The organism is Martinezella rhizogenes, from assembly GCF_027460065.1.
GTDB classification, from domain to species: domain Bacteria; phylum Pseudomonadota; class Alphaproteobacteria; order Rhizobiales; family Rhizobiaceae; genus Agrobacterium; species Agrobacterium rhizogenes_C.
Map to the genome: position 1 here is coordinate 425,486 of NZ_JAPYZZ010000001.1, position 16,645 is coordinate 442,130.

18 protein-coding genes are annotated in these 16,645 nt (G+C 58.8%); 9 read left to right on the plus strand and 9 right to left on the minus strand.

The genetic code is table 11. The annotated features are described in order from the left end of the window. Window positions 1-75: 75 nt before the first annotated feature. The 7 genes from O8B93_RS02055 to sppA all read right to left on the minus strand — a co-directional run bounded on the left by O8B93_RS02055 (window position 76) and on the right by sppA (window position 6,634). Window positions 76-2,316 carry a hybrid sensor histidine kinase/response regulator gene (locus tag O8B93_RS02055; protein ID WP_269708151.1) on the minus strand — a complete coding sequence of 747 codons (2,241 nt, stop codon included), beginning with the start codon at window positions 2,314-2,316 and terminating at the stop codon, window positions 76-78. 55 nt (window positions 2,317-2,371) lie between these two features. Beyond that, window positions 2,372-2,860, minus strand: coding sequence for a signal peptidase II (lspA, locus tag O8B93_RS02060; RefSeq protein WP_269708152.1), 489 nt, complete (start codon window positions 2,858-2,860; stop codon window positions 2,372-2,374). Beyond that, the gene (locus tag O8B93_RS02065) at window positions 2,860-3,720 is read right to left on the minus strand and encodes a TrmH family RNA methyltransferase (protein WP_269708153.1); all 861 of its coding nucleotides are present in this window, start codon (window positions 3,718-3,720) and stop codon (window positions 2,860-2,862) included. Before O8B93_RS02065 ends, lspA begins: the two co-directional genes overlap by 1 nt. Next, complete coding sequence (locus tag O8B93_RS02070; RefSeq protein ID WP_269708154.1) at window positions 3,717-4,850, minus strand: class I SAM-dependent methyltransferase; 1,134 nt, start codon at window positions 4,848-4,850, stop codon at window positions 3,717-3,719. Before O8B93_RS02070 ends, O8B93_RS02065 begins: the two co-directional genes overlap by 4 nt. 93 nt (window positions 4,851-4,943) lie before the next feature. Further along, window positions 4,944-5,285, minus strand: coding sequence for a LapA family protein (locus O8B93_RS02075; protein ID WP_187772123.1), 342 nt, complete (start codon window positions 5,283-5,285; stop codon window positions 4,944-4,946). Between the two features lie 66 nt (window positions 5,286-5,351). Beyond that, the gene (locus tag O8B93_RS02080) at window positions 5,352-5,678 is read right to left on the minus strand and encodes an integration host factor subunit beta (RefSeq protein ID WP_219256707.1); all 327 of its coding nucleotides are present in this window, start codon (window positions 5,676-5,678) and stop codon (window positions 5,352-5,354) included. A 2-nt stretch (window positions 5,679-5,680) separates the two neighbouring features. Continuing rightward, window positions 5,681-6,634, minus strand: a complete 954-nt coding sequence (gene sppA, locus O8B93_RS02085) for a signal peptide peptidase SppA (protein ID WP_269708631.1) — start codon at window positions 6,632-6,634, stop codon at window positions 5,681-5,683. A gap of 234 nt (window positions 6,635-6,868) precedes the next feature. Here sppA and lptC point away from each other — a divergent pair, with 234 nt between their 5' ends. From lptC to ptsN, 6 genes are all read left to right on the plus strand, one after another. Then, on the plus strand, window positions 6,869-7,534 hold the full coding sequence (gene lptC / locus O8B93_RS02090; RefSeq protein WP_269708632.1) for an LPS export ABC transporter periplasmic protein LptC: 666 nt from the start codon (window positions 6,869-6,871) through the stop codon (window positions 7,532-7,534). A 13-nt stretch (window positions 7,535-7,547) separates the two neighbouring features. Then, window positions 7,548-8,111: an LptA/OstA family protein gene (locus O8B93_RS02095; protein WP_405049000.1), complete on the plus strand. Its 564-nt coding sequence runs from the start codon at window positions 7,548-7,550 to the stop codon at window positions 8,109-8,111. Window positions 8,112-8,120: 9 nt separating this feature from the next. Continuing rightward, a complete protein-coding gene (gene lptB / locus O8B93_RS02100) occupies window positions 8,121-8,930 on the plus strand; it encodes an LPS export ABC transporter ATP-binding protein (RefSeq protein ID WP_405049001.1) in 810 nt (269 codons plus the stop codon). A gap of 153 nt (window positions 8,931-9,083) precedes the next feature. Further along, window positions 9,084-10,628 carry an RNA polymerase factor sigma-54 gene (gene rpoN / locus O8B93_RS02105; protein ID WP_269708157.1) on the plus strand — a complete coding sequence of 515 codons (1,545 nt, stop codon included), beginning with the start codon at window positions 9,084-9,086 and terminating at the stop codon, window positions 10,626-10,628. Between the two features lie 234 nt (window positions 10,629-10,862). Further along, on the plus strand, window positions 10,863-11,435 hold the full coding sequence (gene hpf / locus O8B93_RS02110; RefSeq protein ID WP_269708158.1) for a ribosome hibernation-promoting factor, HPF/YfiA family: 573 nt from the start codon (window positions 10,863-10,865) through the stop codon (window positions 11,433-11,435). Between the two features lie 82 nt (window positions 11,436-11,517). Next, window positions 11,518-11,979, plus strand: a complete 462-nt coding sequence (gene ptsN / locus O8B93_RS02115) for a PTS IIA-like nitrogen regulatory protein PtsN (protein ID WP_269708159.1) — start codon at window positions 11,518-11,520, stop codon at window positions 11,977-11,979. A gap of 81 nt (window positions 11,980-12,060) precedes the next feature. Here the strand turns inward: ptsN and grpE are convergent, their stop codons facing one another. Continuing rightward, entirely contained in the window at window positions 12,061-12,696 is a 636-nt protein-coding gene (gene grpE / locus O8B93_RS02120) for a nucleotide exchange factor GrpE (RefSeq protein ID WP_269708160.1), read from the minus strand. A 113-nt stretch (window positions 12,697-12,809) separates the two neighbouring features. After that, window positions 12,810-13,901, minus strand: coding sequence for a heat-inducible transcriptional repressor HrcA (gene hrcA / locus O8B93_RS02125; protein WP_269708161.1), 1,092 nt, complete (start codon window positions 13,899-13,901; stop codon window positions 12,810-12,812). A gap of 136 nt (window positions 13,902-14,037) precedes the next feature. Between hrcA and rph the strand changes: the two genes are divergently transcribed. Genes rph through hemW form a run of 3 tightly spaced genes read left to right on the plus strand, consistent with a single transcriptional unit; the run spans window position 14,038 to window position 16,621 of the window. After that, entirely contained in the window at window positions 14,038-14,754 is a 717-nt protein-coding gene (gene rph / locus O8B93_RS02130; protein WP_142840908.1) for a ribonuclease PH, read from the plus strand. A 17-nt stretch (window positions 14,755-14,771) separates the two neighbouring features. Continuing rightward, on the plus strand, window positions 14,772-15,416 hold the full coding sequence (gene rdgB / locus O8B93_RS02135; protein WP_269708162.1) for an RdgB/HAM1 family non-canonical purine NTP pyrophosphatase: 645 nt from the start codon (window positions 14,772-14,774) through the stop codon (window positions 15,414-15,416). A gap of 5 nt (window positions 15,417-15,421) precedes the next feature. Continuing rightward, the gene (gene hemW / locus O8B93_RS02140; RefSeq protein ID WP_269708636.1) at window positions 15,422-16,621 is read left to right on the plus strand and encodes a radical SAM family heme chaperone HemW; all 1,200 of its coding nucleotides are present in this window, start codon (window positions 15,422-15,424) and stop codon (window positions 16,619-16,621) included. Window positions 16,622-16,645 lie beyond the last annotated feature (24 nt).

Here is a 16,645-nt window from a genome sequence, read left to right on the forward strand (position 1 = left end):
AAAGAGTTTTCCTGTCATAAATCACTAATTGACGACAGAATAGTGACAAAATGCCGCCAACGCGAGTCTGTCAAGTTATGATGACAACAGGCGTTTCGCCTCCAGCAGGCGACGGATTTCCTCAACCAGCCGGCGCGGGTCGGCGGGCTTGGCCAAAACAGCGCCTGCACCGGCCTTCAGCAATATCTCGGCGGTCCCGGCACCGGCGTCCCCGCTGAGAATGATGACGGGAATATTTCTTTCATCTTTCAGCGAACCGAGGAGGTCCGGCAACACATCGAGGCCCTCACCGCCCGGCATGTTGAGATCGGAGACGATGAGATTTGGCAGGCGGGACTCGCCCGACGCCACCGATTGCAGCAGGGCCTGAAAATTGTCGACTGTGCGGACGATATAGCCGCTTTTTTCCAGGACAGCGCGGATGATGCGCGCATTGACCGCATCGTCTTCGGCCACGAGTATCTCGATGCCGCTCGCGCCTTCCACCACCCGCGATGAAAACCCCACATCCGGGTGGTTATCGTTGATCGCGTCGCGTCGCTCTATGCCGCGCAGGCGGCCACACAGCACGTCGATCAGGGATTTTTCGCGCAGGGGCCGGATAAGCCAGGCGTCGAAGGATGCATGGGTGGTCGAAGCCCGCTCTTCGGGACTGACAAGCAGCGTGCGGCGGATCGTCTGCTGCGGCCAATCCCGCAGGGCATCCCTGAACAGTGCCGAAATACGCAGATCGACGATGATGTCGGTGAGATCGGCGGTCCCGCTGGCAGGTCCATTGCGCAGCCTGTCCAGATCCTCCGGCTGATGGACGAGAATACATTGGCCGCCGAAAGCTTCGATGGCTTCCACCGTCACCGTCGCCGCCACACCCTCCGGCGCAATCAGCAGGACATTGGTGTGCTGCAGGCAATGGCTCCGGCCGGAATCCGGCGTCTCGGCGGGGGGCGTGCCAGGGCGGAACGCCAGCTTGAAGGTGCTGCCCTCACCCCTGCGGCTCGAAACCGTGAGGTTGCCGCCGAACTCCCGCACGATGCGGGCGGAGATTGCAAGGCCGAGACCCGTGCCGGCGCTTCGTTGCGACAGCGGACCGGCCTGCTCGAACTCCCCGAAAATACGCGCCTGCTCCGCCTCACTCATGCCGGGGCCGGTATCTTCGACGGTGATCTGCAATTCGCCGTCGGCCATGCGCGCCCGGATGACGACCCCGCCCACCTGCGTGAATTTCACGGCATTGCCGATGAGATTGAACAGAACCTGACGCAGTCTTGCCGGATCAAAATCGAGATAATCTGGCACGTCAGGCGTGACGAAGGAGGCGATTTCGATACCCTTTTCATGGGCGCGATGGGCCAGCATCTCCACGATGCTCTCGATCAGCCGCCGCAGGTTTTCCGCGCGCGGATTGAGCCTGAAGCGGCCAGCCTCCATGGTCGAATAATCCAGCAGATCCTCGACAAGCTGTACCAGCGATTGGCCGGACTGTTTCATGCCGTCGAGATAATTGCGCTGTTCCTGATTGAGCTTCGTCTGCGAGAGAAGGTGGTTCATGCCAAGCATGCCTGAAAGCGGCAGGCGGATTTCATGGCTGACCGTGGCAAGCAGCCGCGCCTTTTCGGCATCTGCCTTTTCGGCGCGCAGGCGGGCATCTTCCCGTTCGGCCAGCGCAAGCCGCTCTTCGGTCACGTCTCTCGCGATGCTGCTGATCATGAGACGGCTGCTTGCGAGATCGCGGGTTACCACATCATGCCAGGAGAAGATGCGCTGACCGAACGGGGTTGCAATCTCCACATCATAAGCATGGACCTTGTCACCCGGGCGGAAAGCAATGCCGATCTCCTCGCAGCTCATGCCTTCAGGCGACGTGCAGCCGGTCATTTCACGAAAAACGCGGTTCGCCTCGACGATGCGCCGGTTCATGTTGCGGATCACGACGATATCGCCCATGGACTCCTGCATTTCGGCAATCAGCGACCGGTTTTGCGTTTGCCGCAGCCGGACATCCGAAGAATCCGCGGGCAGCGTGCCGGGAAGCGGGAAAGATTTGCCGAAGAGCGCATAAGACAGGACGCCGACGAGCATCGCGCCAAAAAAACAGGCGAGCGCGGCGGTGACGGCATAGGGTACCGCCAGTGCGATCAGGGCGGCAGTGAAGGCCCCCACCGATAGCGAAATGGCGACATAGAGCGCAACCGCCCGGGCATCGCTGACATGTTCCTCGTCCGCAAGGCGCGTTGTCTTGTCGGCAATATCCGCCGCTGGGGCGGCCAGGCCGAGACCATCTGAAACTTTTTGCCGAAGTCGTGCCAGTTCGCTCATACACAACCGCTACCACGGCAGCGGTTTTGATATGTTTGGCTGAAACGCTAAAATTTTACTTTTTGGCCGCCCGGGCGTGCAGAAACTCGTCGAGTATGACGCAAGCTGCACCAATGGTTATGAAACTGTCAGCCAGATTGAACACCGCGAACGACCATGTCTGCGTGTGGAACAGGATATAGTCGATGACATGACCGTAAAAAAAGCGGTCGAGAAGATTGCCGGCAGCACCCGCGATGATGAAGGCAAAACCGAGATGGGCGAAGGTGCGATCGACAGCCGTCTTGCGCCAGAGCCACAGAACGAAGACCACGATGACGAGGCGCATGCTGACGATGAACCAGCCGTGCATGTCCTCCAGCATCGAAAAGGCGACACCGAGATTATAGGTGCGGTAAAGCGCCAGAAACGGCATTACCGGAACCATCTCCTGCAGCGGCAGATAGGCCTCGACCAGCTGCTTGACGATCTGGTCCAGCACCAGTGCGGCGGCGATCAGCGCAAAGGCCGGGCCGAATTTCGAGAACAACGCCGCTTTGGCCATTACGTCACCGGTGCAAGTTCGAGGAGATGTCGCCGTGCTTCAAACAGCATGACGGCGGTGGCGATGGCGAGGTTGAGACTATCGGCACGGCCCTGCTGGGGAATGCGCGCCAGCTGGTCCGCCTTGCCGGCCAGTTCCGGCGGCAGGCCTGATTGCTCGTTGCCCATCAAGATCACCACCGGTTTGCTGGCATAGTCGATCTTCCGATAATCCACGGAACCGGCAAGATGCGTGGCGACGACGCTGACATGAGCCGATTTTTTCCAGGAAAGGAATTCCTCGACCGAAGCGCGGGCCACGGGCGTGGCAAAGACCGAGCCCATGGTGGCGCGCACCGTTTCCAGCGAGAAAGGATCGGTGCAATCGCCCACCAGAATGACGCCCGAGGCGCCGGCCGCATCCGCCGTGCGGATGATGGTGCCGAGATTGCCGGGATCGCGCACGCGGTCGAGCGCGATATAGGTCTCGCCCTTTTCCGGCCGGATATCCTTCAGCGGCTTCCATTTCTGTTCGAAAATACCGACGACCATCTGCGGATTGTCGCGGCGTGTGATCGAGGCGATGACCTTTTCGCTGACTTCGAGCACCAGACCGCCCGATGCGACGGTCCTTACCGCCGCCTGCTCCACCAGCGGCTTGCCCTTGGCGGCCTTGGCGTAAACCAGCGTCTTGATCGTCCAGCCGAGTTCGAGCGCGTCGATGACCAGCTTCAGGCCCTCAGCCATGAAGGTGCCGGTCTCTTCCCTGCCCTTTTTTTGGGTGAGCGCCTTGATGTCCTTGATGATCGGATTGGCAAGACTCGTCACTTCCTTGACCTGGCCAACCCGGCGCGTGGTGTTTTCGCGCATGTCCTTTGTCATTTCGGCTCCCAGCGGCTGAACAGCGATGTTGAAAGCACCCGGCCCGGCGTCTTGCCGTCAAGCCCGGCCTCGCGAATGACCAGTTCGCCGGATGCGACGACACCGCCGGCGCCGCGCATGGTTTCGCGCATCAATTCATGCATCGAATAGAAGCTGGCCCGGATGGAATAGGCCGTCAGCACCAGGCCGAGCGCCTTTGGCGACAGGATTTCCCGGCAGATATCAAGCATCAGCGGCAGATGGTCGAACAATTGCCAGACCTCGCCATGGGTGCCGCGGCCGAATTTCGGCGGGTCGGTGAGAATGATATCGTAGGTGCTGCCACGGCGTTCTTCCCGCTGAATGAACTTCATGGCGTCCTCGCAAATCCAGCGGATCGGTGCCTGTTCGAGCCCGGCGAGCGCCTGATTTTCCTTCGCCCAGCCGATCGCCTTCTTGGAGGCGTCGACATGGGTGACTTCGGCACCGGCCGCCGCCGCGACCAGCGAGGCGACGCCGGTATAACCGAAGAGGTTCAGCACTTTCAGCGGCCGATCGGCGGTCTTCACGGCATTTTTCAGCCATTCCCAATGCACGATCTGCTCCGGAAAGACGCCGACATGCCGGAACGCCGTGAAACGACCGAGAAATTCAACCCCCAGCAGGGAGAGAGGCCAGGTTTCGCCAAGCGTTTCCTTCGGAAAACGCCAGCGGCCCATGCCGTCCTCATCCGTATCGCCGGAAAAAATGGCGTCGGCATTCTGCCATACGCGGTCGGGAACCGACGGCTGCCAGAGCGCCTGCGCCTCGGGACGGACGACGCGGTAATCGCCATATTGTTCGAGCTTCAGGCCGTTGCCGCTATCGATCAGATGAAAATCGCCCGCGCCACTCGATTCCAGAATGACCGGAACCTGTTCTGCGGGACGTTCGCCGGTGCGATGCTTGAGGGGCCGCGCGGGCGCCTGTTCAACGGCCGCCACCGGAACGATTTTTTCCTTTGACGCAGGTTTCGGCACGCTGCGGACTGCATCCGGCTCGCGCTTCTTCGGCGCGGTATCCGTGCGCCGTGCCGGCTTTGCGGCATGGACCTGTTTTTTCTCGCTCCCGGCACGCGCACGATTGCCCGGCCGGCTGTCTTTTTTCTTCAATGGAAATCTTTCCGCTTTTGCCCGCGTCTTATTGCGCCAGCAAATAGCATTCCGCACGCCGCTCGACTAGAGCCGGAACGACTCTCGGCACCATCACTTTGCCGGGAGTTGTCCCGCATTCGGCAGCTGCCCGGTGGCGGCCGCCTTCTGGCGGTTCGCCTCGTCGTGCCAGCGAACGGCCTCTTTCGCTTCGATACGGGCACGTTTGCGATGTTTGCCCTGGGCGAACCATGTGGCCGCCGAGCCCAAGAGAACGCCAAAAATAACCGCCAGAAACAGGAAAACAAAAAACGGTGCGGTGAAGGACAGAACGCCGTCCTCCGGCCGAAACGGATTGAGCGCCAGCGTCACGGACTGACGATTGGCCACGCACAGGATGACGAGGATGATCGCCAGCGGAAGCAGGATGATGAGGTTGATGATTTTTTTCGACATCCGACAATACTCCATCGCTGCAGGCATTCCGCCGACTTCTTTTCAGTTGCCAGGCGTCAAGAACGATCAATCGTCCTCTTCGTCACCCATACCCGGGTTCAGGCGTTCGCGCAGTTCCTTGCCCGTCTTGAAGAAGGGCACCCATTTTTCCTCAACGAAAACCGACTCACCCGTGCGCGGGTTCCGGCCCGATCGGGACGGACGGTTCTTCACCGAAAATGCGCCGAAACCGCGAAGCTCGACACGATTTCCCGCCGCCAGGGCATCGGTGATTTCATCCAGCACCGCATTGACGATGTTTTCCACGTCGCGGTGATAAAGGTGCGGGTTACGCGCAGCAACGATCTGCACCAGTTCAGACTTGATCACGGTTGCCCCCTGAAAGAATTGGATTTTTAACGCGGCTCAACCTGCCAAACGGAAACAAGACCGTCAAGAAACAACTTGTCCGCACCGAGCTGGCTGGGGCCTGCGAAGGGAATTAAATCGTCATATCCCAGAAACTTCGCTATTTGCGCAACACTGAAAAGCGCAAAAGGCGAACGGGACGACGGCGCACGCCATTCGACGATCGGCAAATCCTTGGCAACGCCACGGGTTTCGAAATAGGTGCGAACTTCCTTTTCGCCGCCAAGCGTATCGACCAGCTTGTTGGCAAGCGCCTGCCGGCCGGTGTAAATTGATCCGTCCGCCAGTTTCAGCACATCCTCGCGCGGCAGTTTGCGGCGATCGGCGACGAGATCGACGAACCAGCCGTAGCTATCCATCACCATGGCACGGATCATCGTCTTTGCTTCTTCCGGCGCCTCGTGGAACGGAGACGGCTCGGCCTTCATCGGCGACGACTTGATTTCCTGCAGCGAGACACCGAGCTTGTCCATCAGCTGGCCGATCTGGGGATATTGAAAGATCACGCCGATCGAGCCGGTGATCGAGGTTTCACCGGCAATGATGACATCACCGGCCGACGCGATCATATAGCCGGCGGAAGCGGCAAGCGTGCGGACATCGGAAACCACCGGCTTCTTTTCGGCAACGCCTCTGATAGCCTTGAAGATGCGCTCCCCGCCATAGGTGGTGCCGCCGGGCGAGGAAATCGAAACGATCAGCCCTTTGACGTTGTCGCTCTTGGCGATCCTGTCGAGCCGCTCAAGAAGTTCGGTATTGTCGGTGATCAGGCCGGAGACCTCGATGCGGGCAATATGGGGTTTGGCGCTTTGCTGCGGGCCTTCCCAGAAAAACCGGTAAAGACCAAAGGCGCCGGCGACGAGCAGGAGAACGGCGGCAATCCGCCAGAAAGTCAGCTTGCGGCGCAAACGCCTGCGATCAGCTATCGCCATATTATCCATAGAAACCTCTGTCATCCGCTTTTGCGCTTCAGGCCATATGGTTCTTCTAACGCGAAGCCGCAAGGAAACAATAAGGAAACCAGAATTACGATAAAATTCGCATTTCCCTTGCACCTCTCCAGACAAAAACCATATTGGCAGGACAAAGCACTCGTGCCAAACACATTTAGATAGATACACAAGCTTCGATTGCGCGCCAGGATGGCGCCGGGGAAGCATTTCGGACCCACTTCTATGCTCGAACGACTCCGCGAACCCGCGCCAGCATTTTCGCTGCCCAATGACCAGAACGGTGCCTATGACACCGCGCTGCGGCATTCCGCGCGTGTAAAGCGGCTGAAAATCATTCTACCGCTCAGCGCGGCCATCATTTCGCTGGCCTTCATCGCCGTTTCGGTCATCCGCACCTGGGCGCCCGAAAATGTCTCGTTGGAAAGCGCGCGGATAGAAGACGGCAAAATCGTGATGGAAAAACCTGCCGTTGCGGGCCGTAATGAAAAGGGAATAGATTATTCCATGAACGCCGACCGCGCGTTGCAGGATATCGCCAACCCCAACCTCATGACGCTCGAAAAGGTGCTGGCCGCCGTGCCTGTCAATGACAGCGTCGCGCAGGTTATCGCCCAGGAAGGCATTTTCGACCGCGCCACCAACACGCTGAAGATGACTGCCCCTTTTGACATCAATCTCAGCAATGGCATACAAGCGAAGTTCCAGTCTGCGGATGTCGATCTGAAGGCCGGAAAAATGAGCAGCAAAGAGCCGGTTTCAATCAAAACAAACGACGGCTCCATTGTTGCGCAATCGATTGACATCGCAGATAATGGCAAGACAATTACATTTTCGGGGCAGGTACGCGCACGTATCGCTGCATCCAATATCAAGAATGAAGGCAAGTGAGAGCCCGGTCCAGATGATGCAAATTTCCCGTCCCGTTTCCCTCGGCAGAACCGCAGGCCTTACGGCCGCAGGTCTTGTTTTTTCGTGTCTTGCAACTGTGGCTTTTGCCCAGAACACCACCAGCAACATGCAGGGCGTCAAGCTCTCCGGCGACCAGCCGATCGCGATCGAAAGCGATCAGCTCGAAGTCCGGGATCAGGAGCGCAAGGCCTATTTCACCGGCAATGTGAAGGTTGTGCAGGGAACGACCACGCTTCAGGCAGGCAAGATGACCGTTAATTACAAGGGTCAGGGCTCTTCGCTCACCAGCGGTGATGCCAAAATCGACAAGATTTTCGTCGACAACAATGTCTATCTGACATCCGAGACCCAGAAGGCCACAGCCGACCACGGCGAATTCGACATGGCGGCGCAGACGTTCATTCTGACCGGCAAGCAGGTGGTCCTGTCCGAAGGCACCAACGTCTTTACGGGCTGCAAGCTCACCGTTCTCATGAATACGGGGCAGGCAAAGCTCGAAAGCTGCGGCGGCCCTGTTCGGATCATGCTTGATCCGAAATCCCAGAAAAAACAGTAGTCTTTCCTCGTGAAGATACCTTCGATCTCAAAAATTTTCGGCGGCGAACGTAACCGTTCGGCAGACGCCGCCTCACCGGCCGACAAGACCCCTTATCAGGGCACCTTGATCGCGCATGGCCTGACGAAGACCTATAATACCCGCCGTGTCGTCAACGGTGTTTCACTGGTCGTGCGCCGTGGAGAGGCCGTTGGGCTGCTTGGCCCGAACGGCGCCGGCAAGACCACCTGTTTTTACATGATTACCGGCCTCGTGCCCGTCGATAGCGGCAAGATCGCCATCAATGGCAACGATGTGACCGGCATGCCGATGTACAGGCGTGCTCGTCTCGGTGTCGGTTATCTGCCGCAGGAAGCCTCGATTTTCCGTGGCCTGACGGTCGAGGAGAACATCCGCGCCGTGCTGGAAGTGCATGAACCGGATGCCGCCAAGCGCAATCGCAAACTCGACGAGCTCCTGGAAGAGTTTCATATTGCGCAACTGCGCAAATCGCCGGCCGTGGCGCTTTCGGGCGGTGAGCGGCGTCGTCTGGAAATTGCGCGCGCACTGGCGACCGATCCGACTTTCATGCTGCTGGATGAGCCCTTCGCGGGTGTCGATCCGATTTCGGTCAGCGATATCCAGAATCTGGTCAGGCATCTGACGGCGCGCGGCATCGGCGTTCTCGTAACGGACCATAATGTCCGTGAAACGCTCGGCCTCATCGACCGCGCCTATATCATCCATGCCGGCGAAGTGCTGACGCATGGACGTCCTGACGACATCGTCAACAATCCGGACGTACGCCGTCTCTATCTCGGCAATAATTTCAGCCTTTAAACTACAGGGCGCGAAAGATTCTTCATCGCGCCCCACCCTGACGCTTGACCAAACAAGATAAAAAAGCAATTTTTGGGCCAAGTTCCATCGCCTCCGCAAAATTTATGAAAACTGTGGCTATGGAGAAGCTGTAAGGGGAGTTTCGCGTCCACCATGGCATTGTCTGCCAGCCTTTTGCTGCGTCAAAACCAGTCTCTCGTGATGACACCGCAACTGATGCAGTCCATCCAGCTGCTTCAGATGACGCATTTCGAGCTGACGCAGTTCATCGCGCAGGAGGTGGAGCGCAATCCGCTGCTGGAAATTGCAGCAAACGATGGCGATTTGGGCAGCGATACACCTGTGGATGTCGATAATTTCGGCGACGGTGAAGCTTCGGATGCGACCGCCAGCGTAACGCCCGACAGCGATGACTGGTACGGGGAGCGCGCCGCAAATCTTGGCGAGCAGCTGGACACCAGCTTCGAAAACGTCTTTCCCGACGATGGCGAGCCGAGAAAAGCCGATGCGCCCGAACTAGCGAGCCAGTGGAAATCCATGCCCGGGCAGGAGTCGGGAGAAAGCTACGACCTCGACGACTTCGTGGCCGCCCGACAAAGCCTCAGTGACCACCTCAATCAACAACTGCCGCTCGCCATCTCCGCCGCAGAGGACAGGATGATCGCCGATGCGCTGATCGGCCAGCTCGATGAGACCGGTTATATCGCCGCAGATGCCGTCGACGACGTCGCCGAACGGCTGGGTGCCGTCCCATCGGCGGTCGAGCACGTTCTGAAGACGCTTCAGGGCTTTGATCCGCCGGGCATCTTTTCCCGTTCCTTGAGCGAATGTCTGGCGATCCAGCTCGCACAGAAGGACCGGCTCGACCCGGCCATGCGGGCTTTTGTCGATAATCTCGAGCTTCTGGCGAAACGCGATTTCGCCTCCTTGAAAAAACTCTGCGGCGTCGATGAGGAGGACCTTCTCGACATGCTGGCGGAAATCCGCACGCTCAATCCTCGCCCCGGTGCTGGTTACGATTCGATGGTTTCGGAGACCATCGTCCCTGATATCATTGTCCGCCCCTCCTCTTCAGGTGGCTGGCTGGTGGAGATCAATCCCGACACCCTGCCGCGGGTGCTCATCAACCAGAGCTACTTTGCGGAGGTTTCAAAACATAAGGCGCGCGCAGGAGAGGATCAGGATTTTCTGTCCGAATGCATGCAGACGGCCCATTGGCTGACCCGCAGCCTCGATCAGCGCGCCCGGACGATCATGAAGGTGGCGAGCGAAATCGTGCGCCAACAGGATGCCTTCCTCGTCAACGGTGTCGACCAACTACGCCCGCTGAACCTCAAGACGGTGGCCGACGCCATCAAGATGCATGAATCCACCGTCAGCCGGGTGACGTCGAAGAAATACATGCTGACGCCGCGCGGGCTGTTCGAGCTCAAATATTTTTTCAGCGTATCGATCAGCGCGGTGGAAGGCGGCGACAGCCATTCGGCGGAAGCGGTGCGTCACCGCATCAAGGCCATGATCGCGCAGGAAGCCGCTGAAGCCGTGCTTTCGGACGACGATATCGTCGACAATCTGAAAAAGAGCGGAATCGATATCGCCCGCCGTACAGTCGCCAAATATCGCGAGGCGATGAACATCCCCTCCTCCGTTCAGAGGCGCCGGGAAAAGAAGGCGCTGGCCAAGCTTTCCACCTTCTGATCAATGAAGACGATCACGTTTATCGCGGTTTTTTGCCGCACCATTGACTCTTGCCACGGCAAGGGCTAGAAGCCCGCCGCACACGTAAGCAAGGTCATTTGTAACGGATTCACCTCCACCGTCCATGGGCGTAAAATTCGAATGAGGGCTTTTTAAGGTCTTCGAAACGCTTGGATGCGCGCTCGGCTTGACGTAAGCTGGTACTCGCAAATCACTACAAAAAGGAAAATTTCCATGAGTGTGCGTGTATCTGGTAAACATATGGAGATCGGTGAATCTTTCCGTCAGCGGATCGAGGACAATATAGGTCTGGCAGTTACCAAATACTTCGATGGGGGGTATTCAGGCCAGGTGACCGTGGAGAAGTCCGGATCGCGCTTTGCCGCCGACTGCAAGCTGCATCTCGATACAGGAATCGTATTGCATGCGGCGGGTCAGGCAAATGATCCGCAAGCCAGCTTCGACGCTGCCGCAGAGCGGATCGAGAAGCGCCTGCGCCGTTACAAGCGCAAGCTCAAGGACCACCACAATGGTTCGAACGGCGTGTCGCAGGAAATCGCTTATACGGTGATGGATGCTATTCCCGATGAGGACCACGAGGTCCCCGAGGACTACGCACCCACCATTGTGGCGGAGAGTTCGAAACAGATTAAAACCATGTCAGTCGCCAGCGCCGTGATGGCGCTCGACATGACCGACGAGCCGGTTCTGCTGTTCCGCAGCCCCGGCAAGGAATATCTCAACATCGTTTACCGACGTCATGACGGCAATATTGGCTGGATCGACGCGGAAACGATCAAGAGCTGAACAGTCTGACAAGACGTGGGAGGCAGAGCGCAAAAGCGCATCTGCCTCCTGCATCGTCTCGATGGCATGAAGGAAAAAGAGAATGGCGTTGGCAGATTTGCTGCAACAAGATGCGATTATTCCCGCCCTCAAGGTGAATTCCAAAAAGCAGTTGCTTCAGGAGCTGGCCGCAAAGGCAGCCAGAATTACCGGAGTCTCGGAACGGGAAGTTTTCGACGTCATCCTCCAGCGTGAGAAACTCGGCTCCACCGGTGTGGGCCATGGCATTGCCATTCCGCATGGCAAGCTCAACAGCATCCATCAGATCACCGGCGTCTTCGCACGTCTTGAAACACCGATCGATTTCGAAGCCCTGGACGACCAGCCGGTCGATCTGGTTTTCCTGCTGCTTGCGCCAGAAGGCGCCGGCGCGGATCACCTGAAGGCGCTGTCGCGCATTGCCCGCGCGCTGCGCGACCCTGAGCTGGTGGCCAAGTTGCGCGCCACCGATTCCGACACGGCAATCTACGCCTTCCTCAATCAGGAACAGGCAACGGCGGCTTGATCGCAGGCCAATTCTCTCAGTTTAATGACAATAAAAAACGCGCCATGAAGGCGCGTTTTTTATGACGTAAGGATAAATGCCTCACGCGTCCTTTTCATTCAGAGAGGACGTGCCCGGCTCGGCCGAGGCAGCGGTCTCCACCTTCGGGCCGCCCTTGGCGACACCCACCATGGCGGGACGCAGCACGCGGTCACCAATGGTGAAACCGGCCTGAATCACCTGCAGCACGGTATTGTTGGGAACCGAGGTATTCGGAATTTCGAACATGGCCTGGTGGAAATTCGGGTCGAATTTCTGGCCCTCGGCATCGATCTTCTTCACGCCGTGGCGTTCCAGCGTCGACAGCATCGAGCGCTCGGTCATCTCGACGCCTTCGATCAGGCCGTTGAGACCGGCTTCGCAATTGGTCTTGAGTTCATCTGGAATGGCTTCCAGCGCGCGGCGAAGATTATCGGAAACGGCGAGCATGTCGCGTGCAAAACCCGCCAGCGAATAGGCCTTGGCATCCTTGACGTCACGCTCAGTACGACGGCGAAGATTGTCCATTTCGGCCGCGAGGCGCAGGAACTTGTCGCGCAGATCGGCATTCTCAGCCTTCAGAAGTTCCACCGGATCGGCTTCGGCAGCATCAGCCAGCTCTTCCCCGGCAATCGCGGGTTCGACAAACTCTTCGGCGACGTCCGCGTCAGGTCCGGGCTTTTTTGTATCGTCGGTCATGACGTTCTCCAGATTTGAATGTTGTTGGTTGCGCCCGATATCGAGCTTTGACGGGCAAAAATCAAGGCTTGCGGCGAAAAGCTTGCCGCATTCTCTGACCTTGCTGACGTGTTCTATCTCTGCTTGCGGGAAAGACGCGCCATGATCTGCGCGGTATAGTCTACCATCGGCACGATACGGGCATAGTTCAGCCTGGTGGGCCCGATGACACCGACGGCACCCACGACACGATTATCCTCATCGCGATAGGGCGCGACGATGAGAGAGGAACCCGAGAGCGAAAAGAGCTTGTTTTCCGAGCCGATGAAAATCCTGACCCCCGAGCCGGTTTCGGCCAGATTGAGGATCTCGATCAGATTTTCCTTGCGCTCAAGATCGTCGAACAGCATGCGTACGCGATCGATATCCTCCTCACCGGCCAGGCCCTCGAGCAGGTTGGAGCGGCCGCGAACGATAAGCCGGCCGAGCTTGCCCTCCTCATTATCGCCCGCCCATACCGCGAGACCACGTTCCACGAGATCCTGCGCCAGCATGCCGAGTTCCGATTGCAACTCAGTTCGCTGGGTCTGAAACTGACCGCGCAGCTCCTGCAGCGTCTGTCCGGACAGGTGGGCGTTGATGAAATTTGCAGCCTCGGTCAATTGCGAGGAGGAAATGCCTGAAGGCAATTCGATGATGCGGTTTTCGACCTGATTGTGATCGCCGACCAGCACGGCAAGCGCCTTGGTGGGCTCCAGCCTGATGAATTCGACATGTTTCAGGATGACATCATTCTTGGCCGTCAGCACCAGGCCAGCGCCGCGCGACATGCCTGACAGCATGCGGCTCGCTTCCGTCAACAAGCCTTCCAGCGATTGTTCGTGGCCGGCAACCGGCCCGATCTGCCGGTCGATATTCGCCCGCTCGTCGGCAGGCAGATCGCCCACCTGCATGAAGGCATCGACAAAGAAACGCAGCCCCGTCTGCGTGGGCAGGCGTCCGGCGCTGATATGCGGCGAATAGATGAGGCCCAGTTCCTCAAGATCGCTCATGACATTGCGGACGGAGGCAGGGGAAAGCGACATGGGCAGAAGCCGCGACAGGCTGCGCGATCCGAGCGGCTCACCCGTATCGAGATAACCTTCGACGATGCGCCGGAAAATTTCCCGCGACCGTTCATCCAGCAGCGATGCCTGATCTCTTGAAAGCGGTGCTGAAAAACCCATCTCGTCCGTTCTTTGTCGTCCAAATCTACTCTGCACCAATATAATGCGTCATGCGGCCACGGCAAAATGGAAATTGGCTTTGCAAAAGCCCGGAGCGCACCTTAGAAGGCAGGAACCAACATGGAGAGTGGATCATATGCGGCCTTCAGGCAGAAAAACCGACCAGATGCGCAAGGTTTCCTTCGAGCGCAATTTCTCGAAACATGCCGAAGGCTCCTGTCTCGTGAAATTTGGCGATACGCATGTGCTCGTCACCGCAAGCCTTGAAGAAAAGACGCCACCCTGGCTGCGCAACAGCGGCAAGGGCTGGGTCACCGCCGAATACGGCATGCTGCCGCGCTCCACGAATGAACGCATGAAGCGCGAAGCCGCCGCTGGAAAGCAGGGCGGCCGCACGCAGGAAATCCAGCGCCTCATCGGCCGCTCGCTGCGCGCCGTTGTTGATCTGCAGGCACTCGGCGAACGCCAGATCAGCATCGACTGCGATGTCATCCAGGCCGATGGCGGCACCCGCACTGCCTCCATCACCGGCGCATGGATTGCCTTGCATGACTGCCTGAAATGGATGGAAACCCGCAATATGATCAAGGTCGAGAAGGTGCTGAAAGACCATATCGCCGCGATCTCCTGCGGCATCTTCGCCAAGCAGCCGGTGATCGATCTCGATTATCTGGAAGACTCTTCCGCCGAAACCGACGCGAATTTCGTCATCACCGGTTCCGGCGGCATCGTCGAAGTTCAGGGAACGGCGGAAGGCGCGCCCTTCTCCGAGGAAGAGTTCCTGACGCTGCTCGGTCTTGCCAAGGCCGGTTGCAGCGAACTGGTTGCCCTTCAGAAACAGGCGATTGCCTGAGCCGACAGGAAAGTACCATGCGCAAGCTCGAGACCAGAACGATCGTCGTCGCCAGCCATAACAAGGGCAAGATCGCCGAAATCGCCGATCTGATCGGGCCTTTCGGTTTCTCCGCCAAATCGGCGGCGGATCTGAACTTCTCAGAGCCGGATGAGACGGGCACCACCTTCGAGGAAAATGCGGCCATCAAGGCGCTCGCCTCCGCGAAGGCATCCGGCCTACCGGCTTTATCAGACGATTCCGGTCTGGTGATTGACGCGCTTGACGGCGCGCCTGGTGTCTATACCGCCAATTGGGCGGAGACGGCCGATGGTACGCGCGATTTCGCCATGGCGATGCAGAAGGTCGAGGATGCGCTGGCCGAGCGTGGCGCATCGAAGCCCGAAGATCGCACCGGCCGCTTCGTCAGCGTGCTGTGCCTGGCCTGGCCGGACGGGCATGTCGAATATTTCCGTGGCGAGGTGGAAGGCACTGTCGTCTGGCCGCCGCGCGGAGCGAGCGGTTTCGGTTATGATCCCGTCTTTAAACCCGAGGGATACGACACCACATTCGGCGAAATGAGCGCGGATGAAAAACACGGTTGGAAACATGGCGACGCTTTCGCGCTTTCTCACCGTGCCCGTGCATTCAAAAAATTCGTAGAAACCTGCCTGGAGGCATGAACCCGATGGTCGGGGAGCACCAACTTTCTGCCCCCGGCGCATCGCTTCTGCCGGATACGGGCGATCCCGGCTTCGGGATCTATCTGCACTGGCCCTTCTGCGCGGCCAAATGCCCCTATTGCGATTTCAACAGCCATGTCCGCCACCGGCCGGTGGATCAGGAACGGTTTACCGCGGCCTTTCTCCGTGAAATGGAACACATGCGGACGCTCAGCGGCCCGCGCGTGGTGACCAGCATCTTCATGGGTGGTGGTACGCCGTCGCTGATGGACCCGCAGACGGTTGGCGCGCTTCTTGATGGCATCGCGCGCTTCTGGCATGTGCCTGACGGTATCGAGATTACCATGGAAGCCAATCCTTCCAGCGTCGAGGCGGAACGGTTTCGCGGTTACCGGGCGGCGGGCGTCAATCGTGTCTCGCTCGGCGTGCAGGCGCTGAACGACCGGGACCTGAAATTCCTCGGCCGCCTGCATGATGTGGCCGATGCTTTGAAAGCCATCCGGCTGGCGCGGGAGATTTTTCCGCGCATGTCCTTCGATCTCATCTATGCCCGCCCGAACCAGACGGTGGCCGAATGGGACGCCGAACTGAAGGAGGCCGTCTCTTATGCCGTCGACCATCTGTCGCTCTACCAGCTGACGATCGAGGAAGGCACGCCCTTTTATGGCCTGCACAAGGCCGGCAAGCTCATCGTTCCGGATGGCGAACATTCGGCCGTGCTTTATGAAGCGACGCAGGAAATCACCGAGCGTTACGGCATGCCGGCCTATGAGGTTTCCAATCACGCCCGGCCCGGCGCCGAAAGCCGCCATAACCTCACCTACTGGCGGTATGGCGATTATGCCGGCATCGGCCCCGGCGCGCATGGACGTCTGACGCGTGGCGCTTCCAAGCTCGCCACCGCCACCGAGCGCCACCCCGAGACCTGGCTAGAAACAGTCGAGCGGGAAGGCCATGGCATGGTCGATCAGGAATTGCTCGGTGTCGATGAACAGGCTGATGAATTGCTGCTGATGGGCCTTCGCCTGCGCGAGGGCATCGATCTCGCCCGCTGGAGCGATCTTTCCGGCCGCGACCTCGATCCGGAAAAGGAGGATTTTCTTCTCCAGCACGGTTTCGTGGAAAGGCTCGGCAATTCCCGCCTGCGCTGCACGCCTTCAGGCATGCTTATTCTGGATGCCGTGGTGGCCGATCTCGCCTGCTGAGGCCTGCGCCACCCGGCTTAAACC

What these genes read in the sequence shown, in the direction of transcription:
- ptsN (WP_269708159.1), top strand. Translation starts at nt 11,518, where the DNA reads ATGGCGTTGGCAGATTTGCTGCAACAAGATGCGATTATTCCCGCCCTC.
- hpf (WP_269708158.1), top strand. Translation starts at nt 10,863, where the DNA reads ATGAGTGTGCGTGTATCTGGTAAACATATGGAGATCGGTGAATCTTTC.
- rdgB (WP_269708162.1), top strand. Translation starts at nt 14,772, where the DNA reads ATGCGCAAGCTCGAGACCAGAACGATCGTCGTCGCCAGCCATAACAAG.
- O8B93_RS02075 (WP_187772123.1), bottom strand. Translation starts at nt 5,285, where the DNA reads ATGTCGAAAAAAATCATCAACCTCATCATCCTGCTTCCGCTGGCGATC.
- lspA (WP_269708152.1), bottom strand. Translation starts at nt 2,860, where the DNA reads ATGGCCAAAGCGGCGTTGTTCTCGAAATTCGGCCCGGCCTTTGCGCTG.
- rph (WP_142840908.1), top strand. Translation starts at nt 14,038, where the DNA reads ATGCGGCCTTCAGGCAGAAAAACCGACCAGATGCGCAAGGTTTCCTTC.
- O8B93_RS02065 (WP_269708153.1), bottom strand. Translation starts at nt 3,720, where the DNA reads ATGACAAAGGACATGCGCGAAAACACCACGCGCCGGGTTGGCCAGGTC.
- O8B93_RS02055 (WP_269708151.1), bottom strand. Translation starts at nt 2,316, where the DNA reads ATGAGCGAACTGGCACGACTTCGGCAAAAAGTTTCAGATGGTCTCGGC.
- hrcA (WP_269708161.1), bottom strand. Translation starts at nt 13,901, where the DNA reads ATGGGTTTTTCAGCACCGCTTTCAAGAGATCAGGCATCGCTGCTGGAT.
- grpE (WP_269708160.1), bottom strand. Translation starts at nt 12,696, where the DNA reads ATGACCGACGATACAAAAAAGCCCGGACCTGACGCGGACGTCGCCGAA.
- O8B93_RS02095 (WP_405049000.1), top strand. Translation starts at nt 7,548, where the DNA reads ATGATGCAAATTTCCCGTCCCGTTTCCCTCGGCAGAACCGCAGGCCTT.
- sppA (WP_269708631.1), bottom strand. Translation starts at nt 6,634, where the DNA reads ATGGATAATATGGCGATAGCTGATCGCAGGCGTTTGCGCCGCAAGCTG.
- lptC (WP_269708632.1), top strand. Translation starts at nt 6,869, where the DNA reads ATGCTCGAACGACTCCGCGAACCCGCGCCAGCATTTTCGCTGCCCAAT.
- hemW (WP_269708636.1), top strand. Translation starts at nt 15,422, where the DNA reads ATGGTCGGGGAGCACCAACTTTCTGCCCCCGGCGCATCGCTTCTGCCG.
- rpoN (WP_269708157.1), top strand. Translation starts at nt 9,084, where the DNA reads ATGGCATTGTCTGCCAGCCTTTTGCTGCGTCAAAACCAGTCTCTCGTG.